Below are 22146 nucleotides of genomic sequence, written 5' to 3'. Positions count from 1 at the left end.
ACGCTGCCCTTTCAGGAGCCGTTTCATGATTCGCGTAGCAATCACCGTGTTGGCTTCCCTGGTCGCCACATCTGCGTTGGCGGCGGTCAAGCCGTGCGAGGAGCTCAAAGCCGAGATCGAGGCCAAGATCCAGGCCCAGGGTGTTTCGTCCTATACCCTGGAGATCGTGCCCAACAGCGAGGTCAAGGACCAGAACATGGTCGTCGGGACCTGCGATGGTGGGACCAAGAAGATCATTTATCAGAAGAATGATCGGTAGGTTCAGGATTTTGGGGGCCGCTTTGGGCCCTATCGCGACACAAGGCCGCTCCTACAGGGATCGCGTATCTCCTGTAGGAGCAATGCAGCCCCAGGTCAAGGAATGCAGAACACCTCGCTAGGCTCGTTCACCACCACCTTGCGGCTGCCGTCATACAGCAGCACCTGCGGTTCCATCACCGGCGCCCGTGCCTCCAGGCGATAGCGTTCACCGGCCTTGAAGTTGTCAAAGCGCACGGTCAGGTAACAGGTACGGTCCCTGGGCTGGGTCATGAGGCCGCCCCCATATATCTCGTAATCGAAGCGCACTACCAGTTCGTGCTTGCCTGGCGTCACCTGGAAGTAGCGGCCATCCTCCAGGCGCTTGCCGTCGAGGCGGTCGGCCATGATCACCCTGCCGGGAGTCATGGTGTACAGGTCGACCCAGGCCTGCTTGGGGTCGACGGGCGGCAAGGGGCTGGCGCAAGCCCCCAGTGCACTGAGGGCGATCAGCATCATGGGCTGGCGCATGGCAAGACTCCCACTTGCGATTCATAGGCTACAAGCATAGCGCCGTTTGTGCGTTTCAGGTGCGCTGGCAACCTGCAGGCAAGCCCTGGCCAACCAGTTTTTGCTGATGGTCGTAGAGTTTGATCCAGGGGCGGAAACCGATGCTGCCAGCCTGCAGCTGGTAGCGCTGGCCGGCACTGAAATCCTTGAAGGTCAGTTTGACCTGGCAATCCCGCCACAAAGGCTCCTCGACCGGGCCGATATTGCTGGGGGTAACCGGAAACTGGTAGCGCACGGTCAGCTCGTGGCTGCCGGGCTGTACTTCGAAATAACGGCTGTCGGCCCAGTCGCGTTCATCTACCTGCACGGCGTGCAGCGAGGTGTTGTCGTAGGGCGTGAGGTCGATCCAGGCCTGGTTCGGGTCCGGGTCTGGCAAGGTCGAACAGGCGGATATCAGCAACAGTGACCCGGTGACCAACAGTGCACGCATGGCGAAACTCCCCCTTGGCGAGATAGTCTTGGAGTGAATCGGCCTTGAGCGAGTCAGACAGTCCCGGATGCTTCGACTTATTCTTATGCAGCGCTCAGGCCCTGGGCCACTCGACCTTGTTTTCACCCGTTTGGTTCCCCTGCTTGCGGTGCTCCTGCTGAACGGTTGCAGCAGCGCCGCCTACTATGGACAGTTGGCCGAGGGCCAGTGGCAGCTGCTACGCGCACGGCAGCCAGTGGATCAGGTAGTGGCCAACCCGGCCACTTCAGCGCAATTGCGCGCGCGCCTGGAACACGCCAAGCAGGCACGGGCATTTGCCAGCCAGCAGCTGAAGCTGCCGGACAACCGCAGCTACCGGGTGTACGCCGACCTTGGCCGGCCTTACGTGGTATGGAATGTGTTCGCCACCCCCGAGCTGTCGTTGCAGCCAGTGACGCACTGCTTCCCGATCGCAGGGTGTGTGGCCTATCGCGGCTATTACCAGCAAGGCGCGGCGCGTGGGGCGGCGGCGTTGATGCGCCAGGACGGCATGGATGTGTATGTGGGCGGCGTGGAGGCCTATTCGACCCTGGGCTGGTTTGACGACCCGATCCTGTCGTCGATGGTGGGTTGGAGCGACGAGCGCCTGGCCGCGCTGATCTTCCATGAGCTGGCCCACCAGCGCTTCTATGTGCAGGACGACACCGAGTTCAACGAGTCGTTTGCCTCATTCGTCGAGCAGGAAGGCACGCAGCAATGGCGCGTGGCGCGGGGCCTTGCTGCCTCTGGCGGGGAGCAGGGGCAGCAGCGTGAGCAATTCATCCGGTTGGTGCTTGCCAGCCGCGAGCGGTTGCAGGCGATTTATGCCGGGCCTCTGGATGATGCGCAGAAGCGGACGGCCAAGCAGGCGGAGTTCGAGCGGCTTAGGCGGGAATACCGGCAGGTGCGTGATGCCCAGTGGGGTGGTGACAAGCGCTATGACGCCTGGATGTATGGGCCGATGAGCAATGCCAAGTTGCTGCCGTTCGGGCTGTATGACCAATGGGTACCGGCGTTTGCGGCGGTGTTCCGTGAGGTTGGCGGGGATTGGCAGCGTTTTTATCACCGGGTCGAGCAATTGGGGCGGTTGCCGATCGATGAGAGGAAGGCGGCCTTACGGCGGTTGATGGTTAGCCGGTGAGATTTTGGGGCCGCCTTGCGGCCCATCGCGACACAAGGCCGCTCCTACAGAAGGTACGCGATCGCCTGTAGGAGCGGCCTTGTGTCGCGATGGGCTGCAAAGCAGCCCCCAGGGCCATCAAGCCTTGAGGAAAGCCTGATGCATCTCGGCCAAGGTAGCAAAGTGGTAGGCCGGCACTTCGGCCACCAGTTCTTCCTGGCTACCAAACCCGTACCCCACCGCCACCGCCTGCAAGCCATTGCTGCGCGCACCGATCAGGTCATGCTTGCGGTCGCCGATCATCAGCGTCTGCGCCGGGTCCAACCCTTCTTCATCAAGCAGGTGGCGAATCAGCTCGACCTTGTTGGTGCGCGTGCCATCCAGCTCACTGCCGTAGATCACCTTGAAGTGGTGGTCGAAGGCGAAGTGCCGGGCGATTTCACGGGCGAACTTCCACGGCTTGGAGGTGGCGATGTACAGCGTGCGACCCTGGCCGTTGAGTGCTTCGAGCAGCTCCGGCACACCTTCGAACACCAGGTTTTCGTACAGGCCGGTGACGCTGAAGCGTTCCCGATAGAAGTTCACCGCATCCCAGGCCTTGGCTTCGTCGAAGCTGTAGAACTGCATGAAGGCCTGCAGCAGGGGTGGGCCGATGAAGTGCTCGAGGCGGGTGAGGTCCGGCTCGTCGATGCCAAGTTTGGCCAGGGCATACTGGATCGAGCGGGTGATGCCCTGGCGCGGGTCGGTCAGGGTGCCGTCGAGGTCGAAGAGGATGTTTTGCTGGTGCATTTGCGGGTTCCACTTGAGTGCTGCGTGGCCTTCTTCGCGGGTAAACCCGCTCCCACAGGGATATCACAGGGCCTGAGGCCGGCGCCGTACCTGTGGGAGCGGGTTTACCCGCGAATGCGGTCATTCAGGTTGATCGTAGCCTTCGGCCAGGTGCTGGTCCTTGAGCTTCACGTAGTTACTGGCGCTGTAGGCAAAAAATGCGTGTTCCTGGTCGTTCAGCAACCGGGCCTGTTTCACCGGGCTGCCCATGTACAGGTAGCCACTGACCAGGCGCTTGCCCGGCGGTACCAGGCTGCCGGCGCCGATGATCACTTCGTCTTCGACGATGGCGCCGTCCATGATGGTGCTGCCCATGCCGACCAGGATGCGGTTGCCCAAGGTGCAGCCATGCAGCATGACCTTGTGGCCGATGGTCACTTCGTCACCGATGATCAGCGGGAAGCCGTCCGGGTTGAACGGGCCGGCATGGGTAATGTGCAGCACGCTGCCGTCCTGCACGCTGGTACGCGCGCCAATGCGGATTCGGTGCATGTCGCCGCGTATCACGGTCAACGGCCAGACAGAGCTGTCTTCACCGATTTCCACGTCCCCCAGCACTACCGCCGATCGGTCGACGAAGGCCCTGGGCCCAACTTTCGGAGTGTGTTGCTGGAAGCTTCGGATGGCCATGATAGCGTCTCTCATCTGTGCCGATAGGCAGGCTGCCTGCTGCGGTCGGCGTCGATTGTAATTAAGATGGGGCAGTGTTTCTTCTGCCAAGGTATCCAAACCGTGAGTGCGAACAACCCGCTTCTGCAGTCCTACGATCTGCCGCCCTTCTCGCAAATCCGTGCCGAACACGTATTGCCGGCAATCGAAGCGATCCTGGCCGACAACCGTAAAGCCATTGCCGAGATCCTCGAAAAGCAGGGCAAGAACCCTACCTGGGCTGGCCTGGTGCTGGCCATGGACGAGCTGAACGACCGCCTGGGCGCCGCCTGGAGCCCGGTCAGCCACCTCAATGCGGTGTGCAACAGCGCGCAGCTGCGCGAAGCCTACGAGTCGTGCCTGCCAGCGCTGAGCGCCTACTCTACCGAACTGGGCCAGAACCGTGCGCTGTTCGAAGCCTACCAGGCGCTGATCAACAGCCCCGAGGCCGCCGGTTTCGACGTGGCGCAAAAGACTATCCTCGAGCACGCCCTGCGTGACTTCCGCCTGTCGGGTATCGACCTGCCGGCGGATAAACAGCAGCGCTACGCCGAAGTGCAGAGCAAGCTCAGCGAGTTGGGCAGCCGTTTTTCCAACCAGCTGCTCGACGCCACCCAGGCCTGGACCAAGCACGTTACCGACGAAGCCGCGCTGGCTGGCCTGACCGATTCGGCCAAGGCGCAGATGGCCGCCGCCGCCCAGGCCAAGGGCCTCGACGGCTGGCTGATCACCTTGGAATTCCCCAGCTACTACGCGGTGATGACCTATGCCAGCGACCGCGCCCTGCGCGAAGAGGTGTACGCTGCCTACTGCACTCGCGCCTCGGACCAAGGCCCGAATGCCGGCCAGTTCGACAACGGCCCGGTGATGCAGGAAATCCTCGACCTGCGCCAGGAACTGGCCGGGCTGCTGGGTTACAAGAATTACGCCGAACTGAGCCTGGCGACCAAGATGGCCGAGTCCAGCGACCAGGTGCTGAGCTTCCTGCGTGACCTGGCCAAGCGCTCCAAGCCGTTTGCCGCCCAGGACCTAGAGCAGCTCAAGGTCTACGCCGCCGAGCAAGGCTGCCCTGAGCTGGCCAGCTGGGACGCCGGTTATTTCGGCGAGAAGCTGCGCGAGCAGCGTTACAGCGTGTCGCAGGAAACCCTGCGCGCCTACTTCCCGATCGACAAGGTACTCAGCGGCCTGTTCAGCATCGTCCAGCGCCTTTACGGCATCGAAATCGCTGAACTCAAGGGCTTCGACAGCTGGCACCCGGACGTACGCCTGTTCGAGATCAAGGAAAACGGCCAGCACGTCGGCCGCTTCTTCTTCGACCTCTACGCCCGCGCCAACAAGCGTGGCGGTGCCTGGATGGACGGCGCCCGCGACCGTCGCCGCACGGCTGGCGGCGAGCTGCAGAGCCCGGTCGCCAATCTGGTGTGCAACTTCACCCCGGCAGCACCTGGCAAGCCTGCGCTGCTGACCCACGATGAAGTCACCACGCTGTTCCACGAGTTCGGCCACGGTCTGCACCACATGCTGACCCGCATCGAGCACGCCGGTGTTTCCGGCATCAACGGTGTGGCCTGGGACGCAGTCGAACTGCCGAGCCAGTTCATGGAAAACTGGTGCTGGGAGCCGGAAGGCCTGGCGCTGATCTCCGGCCATTACGAAACCGGTGCTGCCCTGCCCCAGGACCTGCTGGACAAGATGCTGGCGGCGAAGAACTTCCAGTCGGGCATGATGATGGTGCGCCAGCTGGAGTTCTCGCTGTTCGACTTCGAGCTGCATGCCACCCATGGCGACGGCCGCAGCGTGCTGCAGGTGCTCGAAGGCGTGCGCGACGAGGTGTCGGTCATGCGCCCACCGGCGTACAACCGCTTCCCCAACAGCTTTGCGCACATCTTCGCTGGTGGTTATGCCGCGGGCTACTACAGCTACAAGTGGGCCGAAGTGCTGTCGGCCGACGCCTTCTCGCGCTTCGAGGAAGAAGGCGTGCTGAATGCCGAAACCGGCCGTGCCTTCCGCGAGGCTATCCTGGCACGCGGTGGTTCGCGCGAGCCGATGGAGCTGTTCGTCGACTTCCGTGGCCGTGAGCCTTCCATCGATGCCTTGCTGCGCCATAGTGGCCTGAGCGAGGACGCTGCAGCATGAGCGAGGTAGCCGTGAACAAGACCAAGAAACGCTTCATTGCCGGGGCGGTATGCCCGGCGTGCAGCGAGACCGACAAGCTGATGATGTGGAACGAAGACGGCGTACCGCACCGCGAGTGCGTGGCCTGCGGCTTTACCGACACCCTCAACGAGCAGGGCTTGTCGGTGCCTAAGGAACTCGGCACCCGGGTCAACCATCTGGAACCGAAAGCCGCGCCGGCCAAGGTACAGACGGTGCAGTTCTTCCCCAACCCGAAGCTGAAGAAACCGGCTGAATAAGGCCGTCGTGCCGCCCGGGCGCCGTGCCCGGGCCGGCATGCCCGGGTGGTAGATAATCAGGCCACCTGCTGCACGCTGGCCATGCAAGCTCACCTGCTCTTCCCTACGAGCAAGGTGTTGCATCATGGATAACCCACTTCTGCAAGATAGCCATATCCCCGTCGATTATCCGTCGATCACGCTTCAAAACATGCAAGTTGCCTTCGACCACGTGCTGTTGGCGCACGAGCAAGGCATCGAACGCATCATCCGCGACCAGCAGGCACTGCCAACCTGGGATGACATGGTGCTGGCGGTGGACGGGCTGGATAGTCAGCTTCTGACGGTGTTGTATGCCGCCTCGCCATTGGTTGGTCGGGATGAAGCCTGGGCTGGTGCCATTTCCGACTTCTTCGCCAAGGCTACGGAGCGGTTCGAACAGAAATTCACCAACTCCGCACTGCAGGCCCTGTATGAGCGCTTGGCCAACAGCGACATCGGCAAGCAGCTGGATGCCCAGAAACGCGCTACGTTGCGCTGGCATCTGCACAAGTTCGCCTCCAGTGGCGCATCGCTCGACCCCGCAGGCAAGCTGCGCCTGGCTGAACTGCTGAAACAGATTGGCGCTGCGCGGGAGGCGTTTCGCAGCAACATCAACCGGCCAGGGCTGAGCATCACGGATGAATCTGAACTGAGCGGTGTACCTCAACGCATTCGTGACGAGCTAGCTACAAGGGCACAGGAGGCGGGTGAGCCGGGGTGGTTGATTGCGTGTGAAAGCGTGACCACCGACGCCGTGCTCAAACATGCTGACAACAGGCAGCTGCGCGAGCGCGTGTACCGGGCTTATAACACCCGAGGCGTCGGCCTTGACCAACAGCAGGATAATCGCTCGCACCTGGAGCAACTGGCGAGGCTGCTGGAAGAAAAGGCCCACCTGCTCGGCTTTGCCAGCCATCTGGAGCAGAGCCTGCAGATGAAGAGCGCAGGTTCGGTTGCCCAGGTGCGCGGCTTTCTTCATGACCTGGCCGACCATGTGCGGCCGGCGGTGCTGCAGTGGCGTGCAGATATGCAGCATCAGGCCTCAGCCAAAGGGCTGGGGAATGTCCAACCCTGGGACATTGCCTACCTGCAGGCCTCGTCGCGCGAGGTGCTTTCCACCGAAGCCTTGCGCGAACACTTCCCGCTGAATGCCGTGGTCAGCGCATTGCAGCAGTTGGCGGAAGAACTGTTTGGTTTAACGCTGCTGGCCAAGCCGCTGGCAACCTGGGATGACAGCGTGCAACCGTTCGAGGTGTGGCAGGACAACGCCTTGATCGGTTTCCTGTACCTGGACGCCGTACAGCATGCCGGCAAGCAACCTGACTCGGTGTTCACCACCTACATTCGCAATCGTCGGGTCGATGCCGAGGGCATCTTCCAGGCGGCCTCGGTGGTGGTCTACAGCGACGTGCCTGCAGCGCTGCCGGGTAGCCAGCCGTTGCTGGACCATCTGTCACTGCGCAAGCTATTCCATGAATTTGGCCATGCCCTGCACCATTTGCTGGTGCGCACGACCAACCACGTGATGTCCAACGTCACCGAACTCGGTACCGATGGCGTGGAACTGTTCGGCAAGCTGTTTGAGCGCTGGGTTTGGGACGCGGATTACCTGGTGGCGATCTCTTCGCCACTTCAGGATGGCAGCAAACTTTCCCGGGCCCGGGTCGATGAATGCCTGCGCCGCTTGCGGCAGCAAGGTGTGGAGGAAACCGCGCGCGACCTGAGCATGGCGCTGTTCGACCTGGACCTTCATGGCACACCCAACGATGGCCGATCCCTCGAGCAGCGCCTGGGCGATGCCCGTGAGCTTTGTGGCTACTGGCCCTTGGCCGATTTCGAGCACCCGGCGCATGCCTTCGACCATCTGGTAAACGGCTACGATGCCGGTTATTACGCCTATCTGTGGTCGGACGTGCACGCCTTCGACCTGTTCACCCGCTTCGAGGCCCAAGGCCTGCTGGACCGGAATAGAGGCCGGACGCTGCAGGAGACATTGCTTGCCCCAGGGGCATCGCGACCGTTGCGTGAAGATATCGAGCTGTTCCTCGGCCGGCAGTCGAGCCAGCTGCCCTTTCTGCGTTGGCATGGCCTGAAGTGAAGGTGCGCTGACCGGAGGTGCTGGAAAGAATCAGGCAGGCAATATACTGTATATGAATACAGTATATGGGGTAGGCCATGATTCCTCCAGCACCGCAAAAGGGCCGTGGCACGGCGAACAATCCGCACAACCGCTTTGCCCCCAGCCATTCGGTGGCGGAGGATGACGGCTGGTACCAGGAGGTGCCGCAAACCCAGGGCACCGAGGTGCGGGTAGAGACGGCCAAGTCGGTGATCAGCCGCAACACCTCGCCCGACCTGCCCTTCGACCGCTCCATCAACCCTTACCGTGGCTGCGAGCACGGTTGCATCTACTGCTATGCCCGCCCTTCCCACGCCTACTGGGACCTTTCCCCCGGCCTGGATTTCGAGACCAAGCTGATTGCCAAGACCAACGCCGCCGAGGTGCTCGCGCAGCAGTTGAGCAAACCGGGTTACGTGTGCGCGCCGATCAACCTGGGTTCCAATACCGACCCGTACCAGCCGATCGAACGTGAACAACTGCTGACCCGGCGCCTGCTCGAAGTGCTGCTGCGTTTTCGCCACCCGGTGACCATCGTCACCAAGGGAGCGCTGGTGCTGCGCGACCTCGACCTGCTGGCCGAGATGGCTCGCCAGCGCCTGGTACGGGTGATGATCAGCCTGACCACGCTGGACGATAACCTGAAACGGGTGCTGGAACCGCGTGCGGCGTCACCCAAGGCGCGCTTGCGGGCGATCCGCGTATTGCGCGAAGCGGGAGTGCCGGTGGGCGTGCTGTGTTCGCCGATGATTCCGATGATCAACGACAGCGAACTGGAGCGACTGCTGGAGGCGGCGAGGGAGGCAGGTGCACAGAGCGCAGCCTACATGATGTTGCGCCTGCCGCTGGAAGTGGCACCGTTGTTCGAGCAATGGCTGCAGGACCATTACCCCCAGCGGGCGGCGCATGTATTGAGCCTGATCCGCCAGAGCCGCGGCGGCGAACTGTATGACAGCCGGTTTGGTGCGCGCATGCGCGGTGAAGGCGTGTTTGCCGAGTTGCTGGCGCAGCGCTTTGCCAAGGCCATGAAGCGGCTGGAGTTCGAGGGGCGAGAAGCGCAGGCGCTGGATTGCTCGGCGTTTTGCCCGCCGGGAGGGCAGATGGCGTTGTTCTGATGCTTGAGCAGAGCACGGCCTTTGTGGGAGCGGGCGCGCCCGCGAACACCGGCGCAGCCGGTGCCATGTACCGAGTTGCCTCCTTCGCGGGCACGCCCGCTCCCACAGGTTCTGCGCAGGTTCCGGGTGTCTGCATGTGGCGCATTGCCAGCCCTCAATGCAACTAATTAAAGTTGATAATTGCAGTAATGGCTCTTGGCAGTTGATGTTTTTTTGCTATTATCCAATACTCGCCTTTCCTATCTGGAACACCCGTTCTAGAGCCTTCGAATTAAGTTTCAGTTAAGTTTTCCCCGCTAGCGTAGGAAATCAGTCTTCACCGACTGTGATCTATGGCCCGTGCGTGTCATCTAAATCCCTGCATAGCCAGAATCTTTCACCGGTAAAATGGATTTACCTACACACCGTCAAGAGGATGAATCATGCCCGTCAAGGACCCATCCAAGGTCGTACCGCAGGTCCCCGCGGAGAGCGCCGATGCCGCCCTGAAGCACATCGTCGACGGCTTCCTGCGTTTTCACCATGACGTTTTCCCTGAGCAGCAAGAGCTGTTCAAGAAGCTTGCCACCGCGCAAACCCCGCGTGCCATGTTCATCACCTGCGCCGACTCGCGCATCGTTCCCGAGCTGATCACCCAGAGTTCGCCTGGCGACCTGTTCGTGACCCGTAACGTCGGTAACGTGGTACCGCCTTATGGCCAGATGAACGGCGGCGTTTCCAGCGCCATCGAGTACGCCGTGCTGGCGTTGAAAGTGCATCACATCATCGTCTGCGGCCACTCCGACTGCGGCGCCATGCGTGCCGTGCTCAACCCGCAATCGCTGACCAAGATGCCGACCGTGTCCGCCTGGTTGCGCCACGCCGAAGTGGCCCGCACCGTGGTCGAGAACAACTGCTCGTGCGGCAGCGAACACGAAACCATGCAAGTGCTGACCAAGGAAAACGTCATCGCCCAGCTGCATCACCTGCGCACCCACCCTTCGGTGGCTTCGCGCCTGGCAGCCGGTGAGCTGTACATCCATGGCTGGGTCTACGACATCGAGACCAGCAAGATCGAAGCCTACGACGCCGCCAGCGATACCTTCCTGCCCCTGGCTGCTGGCGAGCCGGTCCCCTGCGCTACTCCGAGAGGCCGCTACTAAGCGACCCATCCACCCGCTTGAACCTTGATAGCCGGCTGCACCCTGCAGGGGTGTGGCTCGGCCTTCGGCTGCCTTGAATTCCCTGACTGCCTGCCGGCACGCCCGCTGGCGGCCCGCGCCTGCGCGCTCGTCAGGGGCAAACGTGCCCACGGCCAGCGGAATGGCTGTGTGACAGAGAAAGGAGAAACACGGTGAACATTACACAGTTGAAAGCGGCCCTGCCGCGTGAGTTGCTGGCGTCGGTGGTGGTCTTCCTGGTGGCCTTGCCGTTGTGCATGGGCATTGCGATCGCTTCGGGCATGCCGCCGGCCAAAGGCCTGATTACCGGCATTATCGGCGGCATTGTCGTAGGTTTCCTTGCCGGTTCGCCGCTGCAGGTCAGTGGCCCGGCCGCCGGCCTGGCGGTATTGGTGTTCGAGCTGGTACGCCAGCATGGCATGGCCATGCTCGGGCCGATCCTGCTGCTGGCCGGCTTGCTGCAGTTGCTGGCCGGGCGCCTGCGCCTGGGCTGTTGGTTCCGGGTTACCGCGCCGGCGGTGGTGTACGGCATGCTGGCAGGGATTGGCGTGCTGATCGTGCTGTCGCAGGTGCATGTGATGTTCGATACCGCGCCGCAACCATCCGGCATGCAGAACCTGCTGGAGTTCCCGGCGACCGTGGCCGCGGCCCTGCCACAGGAAAGCGCCGGCTCCGGTTGGATGGCCGGTGCGCTGGGCCTGGGCACCATCGCCATCATGTGGGGCTGGGAGCGCCTGCGGCCGCAGCGGCTGCGCTTTGTCCCGGGTGCCCTGTTGGGCGTGTCGGCCATGACGGCCATCAGCATGTGGCTGGCCTTGCCGGTGAACCGCGTACAGGTGCCGGCCGACCTGTCCGAGGCCATCGACTGGATCCGCCCTGGTGACTTGATGCAACTGGCCGACCCTACCCTGTTGGTCGCCGCTTTTGCCCTGGCCTTCATCGCCAGCGCCGAAACCTTGTTGTCGGCTGCTGCGGTTGACCGCATGCACAGCGGCCAGCGTTCGGACTTCGACCGTGAGCTGTCGGCCCAAGGCATCGGTAACATGCTGTGCGGGGTGCTCGGTGCGTTGCCGATGACCGGGGTGATCGTGCGTAGCTCGGCCAATGTGCAGGCGGGTGCGCAGACCCGGGCTTCGGCGATCTTCCATGGCCTGTGGCTGCTGGCGTTCGTGGTGGCGCTGAGCAGTGTGCTGCAGCAGATCCCGGTGGCTAGCCTGGCGGGTGTGCTGGTGTTTACCGGGGTCAAGCTGGTGGATTTCAAGGCGTTTCGTGGGTTGGGCCGCTATGGCCGCATGCCGATGTTCACCTACGCGGCGACGGCGCTGGCGATCATCTTTACCGATCTGCTGACTGGCGTATTGCTGGGCTTTGCCCTGACCTTGCTGAAGCTGGCACTGAAGGCGGCGCGGTTGAAGATCAACCTGGTCAGCCTGGAGAAGGCTGGGCACATGGAATTGCGGCTTAGTGGCGCGGCCACCTTCCTCAAGGTGCCGGCGCTGACCCAGGTGCTGGATAGCGTGCCGGCGGGGACCACGCTGCATGTGCCGCTGGGTAACCTGAGCTATATCGACCACTCGTGCCTTGAGCTGCTTGAAGATTGGGGCCGCAGTAATTCGGCCAATGGGTCGCGGTTGCTGATCGAGCAGCGGCGCTTGAAGCGGCGGATCGAGGGGCGGATGCGGACTACGGCGGGGGTTGGGGCCCGAAGCTGAAAGTCTGTATCGCCTGAACTGGCCTCTCGCGGGTAAACCCGCTCCCACAGGTACTGGCACAGGGTTCATAGCGTGTGCAGTACCTGTGGGAGCGGGTTTACCCGCGAAGAGGCCGGAACAGCTTATACCAATCGATCAGGCCGGCTGGCCCAGCTCCACCCCCAGCTGCCGTGACAGGCACGGCCAGCGCTTCCACGCCGCGCCTGTTTCCGGGCTGCTCAATTTCTCGCGGTAGGCTTCCACCGATTCCACCGCGAAGCTTTCATCATCCAACATTTCGTCCACCGAGTGGTGCACCACTTCGTCCAGCTGGTTGGCAAACGTCTCGCCAATCAAATGGTGGGCAATCAGGTTGGCGACGGTGGTGTCGACCGGGATCAGCGGCTGCTGGAAGTGACGGATGTACAGGTCGTTTACCTCTTCCACCAGGCGGTGCGCCAGGTAGGCCTCATCCAGCAGGCAGTCCAGGCCCACATGCCCTTGCATTACGCTAGGCGGCTGCAGGAAATAGGCTTCGGCGATTTTCAGTACAGGTTTGATCTGCGATTCGATCCCGGCCTCGCGGGCGACCTCATGGGCCGCCTCCAGCAGTTCCGGAACCTGTTCGATGTAGGCGCTGACGAAGCGCGCCAAAGTACCCTGGGCGTCCTGCTCAGGCAGTTGGATCGAGGGGTGCAGGTGGGGCAGTTGCAGCTCGAGACGCTTTTTCAGTTGGCCGGTCTGGCCTTCGTGTTGATGGGCTTGGCTTACCTGCTCGCGTACAGCAGCGATGTTCATGACAACTCCAGGGACATTACGTTTCAAACGGAAGACACTAAATTAGCTCGGTATACAGAATACCTAAGACGTATTTGTTATAAGTCGCGCAAACGTGTGCATGCTCAGGCATATCGAAATGCCATTATTGCGCCATACCCTATCAAGCGCGCGGTTTTCGGGGCGTTCGGCCCTTTCATGAAGTTCATTTCACGGCCTTCGTTGCGTGCCGTTGGTCGCTGTCTATACTCCCGGTGAACGTGATTCGTTGATGAGGCCCAACTGCTTTTAGCAGGGGCTCGGTCGTCGAAGCCAGGCAGTCTTGACCACCGTTCCCTCTTGCCGCAGGCCACGCCTCCGGGACTACAAGAACGAGAAGGGGAACCCGCAATGATGCGACATCCACATGTCTGGATGGGCCTCCTGTTGTGGTCGGTTTTTGGTCAGGCGAACGCCGCCTGGACCGTGAACATGCACCCAGGGGCGACGGAAGTCTCCAACGCCGTCTTCGACCTGCACATGACCATCTTCTGGATCTGCGTGATCATCGGCATCGTTGTCTTTGGCGCGATGTTCTGGTCCATGGTCATCCACCGCCGTTCCACCGGCCAGCAGGCTGCGCATTTCCACGAGCACACCTGGGTGGAAATCCTCTGGACCGTGGTCCCCTTCCTGATCCTGGTGGCCATGGCCATCCCGGCCACCAAGACCCTGATCGACATCTACGATGCCAGCGAGTCGGACATCGATATCCAGGTTACCGGCTACCAGTGGAAGTGGCACTACAAATACCTGGGCCAGGACGTGGAGTTCTTCAGCAACCTGGCCACCCCCACTGAGCAGATCCACAACAAGGCACCCAAGGACGAGCACTACCTGCTCGAAGTCGACCAGCCGCTGGTGCTGCCGGTGGGCGCCAAGGTGCGTTTCCTGGTGACTGCTGCCGACGTCATCCACTCCTGGTGGGTGCCGGCCTTCGCGGTCAAGCGTGATGCCATCCCCGGCTTCGTCAACGAAGCCTGGACCCGTATCGAGAAGCCCGGCATCTACCGCGGCCAGTGCACCGAGCTGTGCGGCAAGGACCACGGCTTCATGCCGGTGGTGGTCGAGGTCAAGTCCAAGGCCGACTACGACACCTGGCTGGGCGAGCGCAAGGCCGAAGCTGCCAAGCTCAAGGAGCTGACCAGCAAGGAATGGACCCTGGAGGAGCTGGTGGAACGTGGTGACAAGGTCTACCACACCACCTGCGTGGCCTGTCACCAGGCCGAAGGCCAGGGCCTGCCGCCGATGTTCCCGGCGCTCAAGGGCTCGGAGATCGCCACCGGGCCGAAGGAAGCCCACCTGGGCATCGTCTTCCACGGCAAGCCCGGCACTGCCATGGCCGCGTTCGGCAAGCAGCTCTCGGAAGTCGACATCGCCGCCGTGGTCACCTACGAGCGCAACGCCTGGGGCAACAACAAGGGTGACATGGTCACGCCGAAGGACGTGCTGGCGCTGAAGCAGGCAGAAGCGCAATGAACCGGGTTACTCGCGGCAATCAATGGATTGCAGGAGACAGGACATGAGTGCAGTGATCGACGACCACGCCCACGGCCATGACCATGCGCACGGCCCGGCCAAGGGCCTGATGCGCTGGGTGCTGACCACCAACCACAAGGACATCGGCACGATGTACCTGTGGTTCAGCTTCATCATGTTCCTGCTCGGCGGCTCGTTCGCCATGGTGATCCGCGCCGAGCTGTTCCAGCCCGGCCTGCAGATCGTCCAGCCGGAGTTCTTCAACCAGATGACCACCATGCACGGCCTGATCATGGTGTTCGGTGCGGTGATGCCGGCCTTCGTCGGCCTGGCCAACTGGATGATCCCGCTGATGATCGGCGCGCCCGACATGGCCCTGCCGCGGATGAACAACTTCAGCTTCTGGCTGCTGCCGGCGGCTTTCCTGCTGCTGGTCTCGACCCTGTTCAGCCCGGGCGGCGGGCCCAACTTCGGCTGGACCTTCTACGCCCCACTGTCCACCACCTACGCGCCGGCCAGCGTCACCTTCTTCATCTTTGCCATCCACCTGATGGGCATCAGCTCGATCATGGGCGCGATCAACGTGATCGCCACCATCCTCAACCTGCGCGCCCCGGGCATGACCCTGATGAAGATGCCACTGTTCGTCTGGACCTGGCTGATTACCGCATTCCTGCTGATTGCGGTGATGCCGGTGCTGGCCGGCGTCGTGACCATGATGCTGATGGACATCCACTTCGGTACCAGCTTCTTCAGTGCCGCCGGCGGTGGTGACCCGGTGCTGTTCCAGCACGTGTTCTGGTTCTTCGGCCACCCTGAGGTGTACATCATGATCCTGCCGGCCTTCGGCGCGGTCAGCTCGATCATCCCGGCGTTCTCGCGCAAGCCGCTGTTCGGCTACACCTCGATGGTGTACGCCACCGGCGCCATCGCCTTCCTGTCGTTCATCGTCTGGGCCCACCACATGTTCGTGGTCGGTATTCCCGTGGTCGGCGAGCTGTTCTTCATGTACGCCACCATGCTGATCGCCGTGCCTACCGGGGTGAAGGTGTTCAACTGGGTCAGCACCATGTGGGAAGGCTCGTTGACCTTCGAAACGCCGATGCTGTTCGCCATCGCCTTCGTCATCCTGTTCACCATCGGCGGTTTCAGCGGGCTGATGCTCGCCATCGCCCCGGCGGACTTCCAGTACCACGACACCTACTTCGTGGTGGCGCACTTCCACTATGTGCTGGTGCCTGGGGCGATCTTCGGCATCTTCGCCTCGGCCTACTACTGGCTGCCGAAATGGACCGGCCACATGTACGACGAAACCCTCGGCAAGCTGCACTTCTGGCTATCGTTCGTCGGCATGAACATGGCCTTCTTCCCCATGCATTTCGTGGGGCTGGCCGGCATGCCACGGCGGATCCCCGACTACAACCTGCAGTTCGCCGACTTCAACATGGTGTCGTCGATCGGCGCGTTCATGTTCGGCGCCACGCAGATCTTCTTCCTGTTCATCGTCATCAAGTGCATCCGCGGCGGCGCGCCGGCACCGGCCAAGCCATGGGATGGCGCCGAGGGCTTGGAGTGGTCGATCCCTTCGCCTGCGCCCTACCACACCTTCCAGACGCCACCGGAAGTGAAATAGGAACCGTGCCATGAACGGCCTTTCGCTGAAACGTCTGGTGTTGCGCCTGTTGATGCTGACGGTGGTGATGTTCGCCTTCGGCTTCGCCCTGGTGCCTATCTATGACGTGATGTGCAAAGCCTTCGGCATCAACGGCAAGACCGGAGGGCAGTACGAAGGCAGCCAGGTCAGCGACCCGACGCGTTCGGTGCGGGTGCAGTTCATGTCGACCAATGCCAGCGACATGGTCTGGGACTTCTACTCCACCGCCGACCAGTTGGAGGTCAACCCGGGTGCGGTGAACCAGATGATCTTCATCGCCCACAACCCGACCGATCGGCCGATGAGTGCGCAAGCCATCCCCAGCATCACCCCGGCCGAGGCTGCGGCGTACTTCCACAAGACCGAGTGCTTCTGCTTCACCCAGCAGGTGCTGCAGCCCGGCGAACGCATCGAGATGCCGGTGCGCTTCATCGTCGACCGCGACCTGCCGGCCAGCGTGAAGCACCTGACACTGGCCTACACCTTGTTCGACATCACCGCTCGCCACCCGCCGGTCGCGCATGTCGCGGCCCAGGACGTCCAGGGCGCCCGTTAAGGGAAGGAGAACAGCAATGGCAAGTCATGAGCACTACTACGTTCCGGCGCAGAGCAAGTGGCCGATCATCGCCACCATCGGCATGTTCATCACGGTGTTCGGCCTGGGTACCTGGTTCAACGACATGAAGGCCGGCCACCCCGAGTCGCACGGGCCGCTGATCTTCTTCATCGGCGCGTTGTTCCTGGCCTACATGCTGTTCGGCTGGTTCGGTTCGGTGGTGCGGGAGAGCCGCGCGGGGCTGTACAGCCCGCAACTGGACCGCTCGTTCCGCTGGGGCATGAGCTGGTTCATTTTCTCCGAGGTGATGTTCTTCCTGGCCTTCTTCGGTGCGCTGTTCTACGTGCGCGTGCTGGCCGGGCCGTGGCTGGGCGGTGAAGGGGCCAAGGGTGTTGCGCACATGTTGTGGCCGACCTTCGAATTCACCTGGCCGCTGCTGCACACGCCCGACCCGAAACTGTTCCCGCCGCCCAAGGAAGTGATCGACCCGTGGCACCTGCCGCTGATCAACACCATCTTGCTGGTCAGCTCCAGCGTGACCATCACCATCGCCCACCATGCCCTGCGTCGCGGCCACCGTGGCCCGCTGAAATTCTGGATGGCGCTGACCATCGTCCTGGGCGCCAGCTTCATCGCGTTGCAGGCCTACGAGTACCACGAGGCCTATACCAAGCTGGGGCTGACGCTGGGGTCGGGTATCTACGGCGCGACGTTCTTCATGCTCACCGGCTTCCACGGCGCCCACGTGACCCTGGGCACGATCATCCTGATCGTGATGTTCGTGCGCATCTTGCGCGGGCATTTCAACCCGGAGAAACACTTTGGTTTCGAGGCGGCCAGTTGGTACTGGCACTTCGTCGATGTGGTGTGGGTGGGGTTGTTCATCTTTGTCTACGTACTCTGACAGCCGACTGCGAACCCTTGTAGGAGCGGCCTTGTGTCGCGATGGGGCGCGTAGCGGCCCCAAAGCAGCCAAGGCGCTCTGCCAGGTGAATCAGGTTGCAGGTTTTGGGGCCGCTTTGCGGCCCATCGCGACGCAAGGCCGCTCCTACAAGGAAACGCGCAAGGTTCAGGTATCAGAAGGGGGCGTGAGATACGAGCTGACCACTAATGAAGCCCCAGGCGACAAGGCCGATGGTCAGCGCCGCCAGGGTCACCCGTACGGTCAGCGCTTTCAGTAAACGGGTCGAGCTTTCATCGTCCTTGACCAGAAACACCAGGCCGCTGAACAGGCTGGCAATCGTGGCCAACAGCATCAGGACAATCGCGGCCTTGAGCATGGCGATACTCCGGGGGGATGCGGTGATGTGGATAAGTATAGCGATCGGCCCGACGAGGCTCCGATGAGGCCGTTTCGTCCGGGCTGGGTACCAACCCTGGTGGTGCTTGCGCTGCTGCCGGGGCTGATCGCGCTTGGCTGCTGGCAACTCGGCCGTGCCGAGGAAAAGCGCGTGCTGCTGGCGGCCTATGCCGAGCGGCGGGTCGAAGCGCCAGTGGCCACGGCCCAGCTGACAGCGAACCAGGACAATGCCTTCCGCCGCGTGCATCTCTATGGCCGCTTCGACGTCGAGCACAGCCTGCTGCTGGACAACCGCATGCGTGATGGCCGGGCCGGTGTCGAACTTCTGCAACCCTTCCATGATCAGGCCAGCGGCGTGTGGCTGCTGGTCAACCGCGGCTGGCTGCCTTGGCCGGACCGCCGCGTGCCGGTGCATTTCGATACCCCTGCCCAGGCGTTGGCGCTGGACGCTTCGGTGTATGTCGCGCCTGGCAGCACGTTCCAGCTGCATCCCGACCCTGCAGGCGGCCAGTGGCCGCACCTGCTGACTGCCGTGGATGCCGCGCAGCTATGGCAACAGCTCGATCGCGAAGGCTTCGCCCATGAGCTGCGCCTGGAACCCGGCCCGGCGACCTATCGCCTGGACTGGCCGGTCGTTGCCATGGGGCCGGAAAAACACCTGGGTTACGCCGTGCAGTGGTTTGCCCTGGCAACCACTTTGGTACTGCTCTACCTCTACTTCGGCTGGCACCACAACAAGGAGAAACGCCATGGCCACCGCCACTCCACTGGAAGTGCCTGAACGTAGCAAACCCAGAGCCCGCGGGCGTTTGCAGCTGCTGTTGATTCTGTTGGTCGTGCTCGGGCCGATGGTTCTGGCCACCAGCATGTACAAGCTCAAGTTCTGGGTGCCGGACGGCCGCAGCTACCACGGCGTGATGATCGGCAACGGTGAGAGCCTTTCCGATATCGGCGTGGCGGGCCAGGACGAGCGCTGGCAGCTGCTGGTGAGCACACCCACAGCTTGTGCCGAGGATTGTCAGCGGCTGGTGTACCTGGCCCGGCAGATCCAGGTCGGCCTGGGCCGTGATGCCAGCCGTGCCAGCCATGCCCTGGCGGCCGCCCAGCCGGCAAGTGCCGATTACCAGGCGTTGCTCGGCCGCGAATACCCACAGTTGCAGCGTTACCCGCTGGATGCGCAACGCTACCTGCAAAAGGTCGGCGAGGCCGGCCCGCAGCTGTGGATCGTTGACCCACACGGCAATCTGGTGCTGCGCTACGACGCCAAGGTCAACGGCAAGCATGTGCTGGACGACCTGCGCCACCTGCTCAAGCTGTCCAACATCGGCTAGGAGCCTGCCATGGCCAGACCCGGATTCCGCCTTGCTGTGTTCGCCACCTTGCTGGCACTGCTGGTCGTCCTGCTCGGTGCCTATACCCGCCTGACCCACGCCGGCCTCGGCTGCCCGGACTGGCCGGGTTGCTACGGCTTCATCAGCGTGCCCAAGAGCGAAGCGCAGCTGGCTCATGCCGAGCTGCATTTCCCCGAACACCCGGTGGAAGCCGCCAAGGGCTGGGCCGAGATGGTCCACCGCTACTTCGCCGGCACCCTGGCGATGGTGATCGCCCTGCTCGCCTTGCAGGCGCTGCGCCGGCATGCCCGCGATGGCCAGCCTTACCGCCTGCCCTTGCTGCTGCTGGGCGTGGTGCTGGCCCAGGCAGCCTTCGGCATGTGGACGGTCACCCTCAAGCTGTGGCCGCAGGTGGTCACCGCGCATCTACTCGGCGGCTTCACTACCCTGAGTTTGTTGTTCCTGTTGTCCCTGCGTCTGTCGCGGGCCTTTGCGCCCTTGCCAAAGCTGCCATTGAGCCTGCGCCGGATCGCCGCGCTGGCCTTGCTGGTGGTGATCGGCCAGATCTCCCTGGGCGGCTGGGTCAGTGCCAACTACGCGGCCGTCGCCTGCATCGACCTGCCCACCTGCCACGGCCAGTGGTGGCCGGCGGCGGACTTCAGCAACGGGTTCCACCTGACCCAGCACGTCGGGCCCAATTACCTGGGCGGGCAGCTGGACAGTGATGCGCGCACGGCCATTCACATCAGCCACCGCCTGGGCGCATTGCTGGTGACCTGCGTGCTGCTGATGCTCAGCTGGAAGCTGCACCGCTGCGGCCTCCCTGGCCTGGCGCGGCTGGTGCTGCTGGCGCTGGTGGTGCAAGTCGGCCTGGGCATCAGCAATGTGCTGCTGCACCTGCCGCTGGCCGTAGCCGTGGCGCACAACGCTGGTGGGGCGCTGTTGCTGCTGAGCATGGTGCTGGTGAACTACCGCATCCGTGTGGTCGACAAGGTTCGCGTGGGTGTCGGCCATGGCTGGCGCCTGCGGCCCGTGGCTGGCGTGGGCATTTCCCACCACATGAGGAATGATTCGTGGCGACGCTTCTGAGCACACAGAGGGCCAGTTGGCGTGATTACCTGGAGCTGACCAAGCCCAAGGTGGTGGTGCTGATGCTGATCACCTCGCTGGCGGGTATGTTCCTTGCCACCCGTGCGGGGGTCAGCTGGAGCGTGCTGCTGTTCGGCAACCTGGGCATCGGCTTTTGTGCAGGCGGCGCGGCGGTGGTCAACCATGTGGTGGACCGGCGCATTGACGCGCTGATGGCGCGTACCCACAAGCGGCCGCTGGCCCAGGGCCGGGTCGAGCCGCTGCCGGCGCTGCTGTTCGCCCTGGCGCTGGCGCTACTTGGCATGGCCCTGCTGCTGGTGTTCACCAACGCCCTCACAGCCTGGCTGACACTGGCTTCCCTGCTCGGCTATGCGGTGCTCTACACCGGCTTTCTCAAGCGCGCCACGCCGCAGAACATCGTCATCGGTGGCTTGGCTGGCGCCGCCCCGCCGTTGCTGGGCTGGGTGGCGGTCAGCGGCCATGTCAGCGCCGAGCCCCTGTTGCTGGTGCTGATCATCTTCGCCTGGACCCCACCACACTTCTGGGCCTTGGCCATCCACCGCAAGGAGGAATACGCCAAGGCCGATATCCCGATGCTGCCGGTGACCCACGGCGAGCGCTACACCAAGCTGCATATCCTGCTGTACACCCTGGTATTGCTGGCGGTAAGCCTGCTGCCGTACGCCATCCACATGAGCGGCCCGCTGTACCTGGCCTGCGCCCTGGTGCTGGGCCTGCGCTTCCTGCAATGGGCCTGGGTGTTGTACCGTGGCAGCCGGCCGCACGCAGCGATCGGCACCTTCAAGTACTCTATCGGCTACCTGTTCGCGCTGTTCATCGCGTTGCTCCTCGACCACTACCTGTTGCTGAACCTATGACCCGAACCCAGAAAACCGTCTTCATCCTCGTTGCCCTGGTCGCGTTGATCCTGGGCCTGACCGTCAACAAGGTGCTCAATGGCCGCGACCAGCCCAACCCCACCGAGCTGATCGATGCCGGCATCATCCTGCTGCCGCAGAGCCGTACCGTGGCCGATGTGACCATGACCAACCAGGACGGCCAGCCGGTGCAACTGGATGACCTGAAGGGCAAATGGTCGCTGCTGTTCTTCGGCTACACCTACTGCCCGGACATCTGCCCGACCACCCTGGCCCAGCTGCGCCAGGTGAAGAGCGAGCTGCCCAAGGAGGCCGTCGACCGGCTGCAGGTGGTGCTGGTGAGTGTTGACCCGAACCGCGACACGCCGAACCAGCTGAAGCAGTACCTGGGTTATTTCGACAAGGATTTCGTCGGGGTGGCGGGGTCGATCGAGGATACCCAGAAGCTGGCCAATGCCTTGAGCATTCCGTTCATTCCGGCCGATACCAGCAAGCCGGGGTATACCGTGGATCACAGCGGCAACCTGGCGGTTGTGGGGCCGGATGGGCGTCAGCGCGGGTTCATTCGGGCGCCGTTCAACAACCAGAAGCTGGTGGCGCAGTTGCCCGGGCTTGTGAAGCGGGATTGAGATTTTTGGGCCTGCTGCGCAGGCCTATCGCGACACAAGGCCG

The 22146-nt window shown here is 62.8% G+C and carries 23 protein-coding genes; 17 read left to right on the top strand and 6 right to left on the bottom strand.

What is annotated here, in order from left to right:
• Window positions 1-25 precede the first annotated feature (25 nt).
• Complete coding sequence (locus ABIB24_RS18510; protein WP_003261043.1) at window positions 26-259, top strand: DUF1161 domain-containing protein; 234 nt, start codon at window positions 26-28, stop codon at window positions 257-259.
• 95 nt (window positions 260-354) lie between these two features.
• Here the strand turns inward: ABIB24_RS18510 and ABIB24_RS18505 are convergent, their stop codons facing one another.
• Complete coding sequence (locus ABIB24_RS18505; RefSeq protein WP_013970286.1) at window positions 355-768, bottom strand: PA0061/PA0062 family lipoprotein; 414 nt, start codon at window positions 766-768, stop codon at window positions 355-357.
• 55 nt (window positions 769-823) lie between these two features.
• Window positions 824-1237, bottom strand: coding sequence for a PA0061/PA0062 family lipoprotein (locus ABIB24_RS18500; RefSeq protein WP_015268455.1), 414 nt, complete (start codon window positions 1235-1237; stop codon window positions 824-826).
• An 85-nt stretch (window positions 1238-1322) separates the two neighbouring features.
• Here ABIB24_RS18500 and ABIB24_RS18495 point away from each other — a divergent pair, with 85 nt between their 5' ends.
• Window positions 1323-2396, top strand: a complete 1074-nt coding sequence (locus tag ABIB24_RS18495; protein ID WP_274119893.1) for an aminopeptidase — start codon at window positions 1323-1325, stop codon at window positions 2394-2396.
• Window positions 2397-2513: 117 nt separating this feature from the next.
• Here the strand turns inward: ABIB24_RS18495 and ABIB24_RS18490 are convergent, their stop codons facing one another.
• Both ABIB24_RS18490 and ABIB24_RS18485 read right to left on the bottom strand, forming a co-directional pair.
• Window positions 2514-3164 carry an HAD family hydrolase gene (locus ABIB24_RS18490; protein ID WP_274078988.1) on the bottom strand — a complete coding sequence of 217 codons (651 nt, stop codon included), beginning with the start codon at window positions 3162-3164 and terminating at the stop codon, window positions 2514-2516.
• Window positions 3165-3284: 120 nt separating this feature from the next.
• Complete coding sequence (locus ABIB24_RS18485) at window positions 3285-3833, bottom strand: gamma carbonic anhydrase family protein (RefSeq protein WP_003261048.1); 549 nt, start codon at window positions 3831-3833, stop codon at window positions 3285-3287.
• A gap of 102 nt (window positions 3834-3935) precedes the next feature.
• Here ABIB24_RS18485 and prlC point away from each other — a divergent pair, with 102 nt between their 5' ends.
• From prlC to ABIB24_RS18455, 6 genes are all read left to right on the top strand, one after another.
• Window positions 3936-5987, top strand: coding sequence for an oligopeptidase A (prlC, locus tag ABIB24_RS18480; protein ID WP_354316979.1), 2052 nt, complete (start codon window positions 3936-3938; stop codon window positions 5985-5987).
• Window positions 5984-6265, top strand: a complete 282-nt coding sequence (locus ABIB24_RS18475) for a YheV family putative zinc ribbon protein (RefSeq protein ID WP_013970292.1) — start codon at window positions 5984-5986, stop codon at window positions 6263-6265. Before prlC ends, ABIB24_RS18475 begins: the two co-directional genes overlap by 4 nt.
• A gap of 124 nt (window positions 6266-6389) precedes the next feature.
• Window positions 6390-8384 (top strand): M3 family metallopeptidase, encoded by a 1995-nt coding sequence (locus ABIB24_RS18470; RefSeq protein ID WP_137162709.1) that lies wholly within the window; start codon window positions 6390-6392, stop codon window positions 8382-8384.
• 77 nt (window positions 8385-8461) lie between these two features.
• Window positions 8462-9520 (top strand): PA0069 family radical SAM protein, encoded by a 1059-nt coding sequence (locus ABIB24_RS18465; protein ID WP_137162710.1) that lies wholly within the window; start codon window positions 8462-8464, stop codon window positions 9518-9520.
• A 422-nt stretch (window positions 9521-9942) separates the two neighbouring features.
• Window positions 9943-10662, top strand: coding sequence for a carbonic anhydrase (locus ABIB24_RS18460; RefSeq protein ID WP_013970295.1), 720 nt, complete (start codon window positions 9943-9945; stop codon window positions 10660-10662).
• A 191-nt stretch (window positions 10663-10853) separates the two neighbouring features.
• The gene (locus tag ABIB24_RS18455; protein ID WP_354316978.1) at window positions 10854-12392 is read left to right on the top strand and encodes a SulP family inorganic anion transporter; all 1539 of its coding nucleotides are present in this window, start codon (window positions 10854-10856) and stop codon (window positions 12390-12392) included.
• Between the two features lie 135 nt (window positions 12393-12527).
• Here the strand turns inward: ABIB24_RS18455 and ABIB24_RS18450 are convergent, their stop codons facing one another.
• Window positions 12528-13169 (bottom strand): hypothetical protein, encoded by a 642-nt coding sequence (locus tag ABIB24_RS18450; RefSeq protein ID WP_137162711.1) that lies wholly within the window; start codon window positions 13167-13169, stop codon window positions 12528-12530.
• A gap of 369 nt (window positions 13170-13538) precedes the next feature.
• Between ABIB24_RS18450 and coxB the strand changes: the two genes are divergently transcribed.
• Genes coxB through ABIB24_RS18430 form a run of 4 tightly spaced genes read left to right on the top strand, consistent with a single transcriptional unit; the run spans window position 13539 to window position 17780 of the window.
• On the top strand, window positions 13539-14666 hold the full coding sequence (coxB, locus tag ABIB24_RS18445; protein WP_354316977.1) for a cytochrome c oxidase subunit II: 1128 nt from the start codon (window positions 13539-13541) through the stop codon (window positions 14664-14666).
• A 43-nt stretch (window positions 14667-14709) separates the two neighbouring features.
• Window positions 14710-16299, top strand: a complete 1590-nt coding sequence (ctaD, locus tag ABIB24_RS18440) for a cytochrome c oxidase subunit I (protein WP_015268463.1) — start codon at window positions 14710-14712, stop codon at window positions 16297-16299.
• Window positions 16300-16309: 10 nt separating this feature from the next.
• Window positions 16310-16876: a cytochrome c oxidase assembly protein gene (locus ABIB24_RS18435; RefSeq protein ID WP_015268464.1), complete on the top strand. Its 567-nt coding sequence runs from the start codon at window positions 16310-16312 to the stop codon at window positions 16874-16876.
• Between the two features lie 16 nt (window positions 16877-16892).
• Window positions 16893-17780: a cytochrome c oxidase subunit 3 gene (locus ABIB24_RS18430; RefSeq protein WP_003258926.1), complete on the top strand. Its 888-nt coding sequence runs from the start codon at window positions 16893-16895 to the stop codon at window positions 17778-17780.
• Between the two features lie 172 nt (window positions 17781-17952).
• On the opposite strand, the gene ABIB24_RS18425 is transcribed toward ABIB24_RS18430, so the two are convergent.
• Window positions 17953-18156: a twin transmembrane helix small protein gene (locus ABIB24_RS18425; RefSeq protein WP_025337210.1), complete on the bottom strand. Its 204-nt coding sequence runs from the start codon at window positions 18154-18156 to the stop codon at window positions 17953-17955.
• A gap of 63 nt (window positions 18157-18219) precedes the next feature.
• On the opposite strand from ABIB24_RS18425, the gene ABIB24_RS18420 reads away from it, so the two are divergent.
• From ABIB24_RS18420 to ABIB24_RS18400, 5 genes are read left to right on the top strand one after another with little or no spacing between them, the layout of a single operon-like run.
• On the top strand, window positions 18220-18957 hold the full coding sequence (locus ABIB24_RS18420; protein WP_354316976.1) for an SURF1 family protein: 738 nt from the start codon (window positions 18220-18222) through the stop codon (window positions 18955-18957).
• Window positions 18926-19507, top strand: coding sequence for a PA_0111/PP_0108 family redox-active disulfide protein (locus ABIB24_RS18415; RefSeq protein ID WP_025337212.1), 582 nt, complete (start codon window positions 18926-18928; stop codon window positions 19505-19507). Before ABIB24_RS18420 ends, ABIB24_RS18415 begins: the two co-directional genes overlap by 32 nt.
• 9 nt (window positions 19508-19516) lie before the next feature.
• A complete protein-coding gene (locus ABIB24_RS18410; RefSeq protein ID WP_274119899.1) occupies window positions 19517-20596 on the top strand; it encodes a COX15/CtaA family protein in 1080 nt (359 codons plus the stop codon).
• Window positions 20581-21474: a heme o synthase gene (gene cyoE, locus ABIB24_RS18405; protein WP_025337214.1), complete on the top strand. Its 894-nt coding sequence runs from the start codon at window positions 20581-20583 to the stop codon at window positions 21472-21474. Before ABIB24_RS18410 ends, cyoE begins: the two co-directional genes overlap by 16 nt.
• The gene (locus tag ABIB24_RS18400) at window positions 21471-22103 is read left to right on the top strand and encodes an SCO family protein (RefSeq protein ID WP_013970305.1); all 633 of its coding nucleotides are present in this window, start codon (window positions 21471-21473) and stop codon (window positions 22101-22103) included. Before cyoE ends, ABIB24_RS18400 begins: the two co-directional genes overlap by 4 nt.
• The last annotated feature ends 43 nt before the right edge of the window (window positions 22104-22146 follow it).

The organism is Pseudomonas sp. UYEF17 (assembly GCF_040546125.1).
GTDB classification, from domain to species: Bacteria; Pseudomonadota; Gammaproteobacteria; order Pseudomonadales; family Pseudomonadaceae; genus Aquipseudomonas; species Aquipseudomonas putida_Z.
The sequence above is the reverse complement of the archived record's forward strand: the minus strand, read 5'-3'. Positions and strand labels throughout refer to the sequence as shown.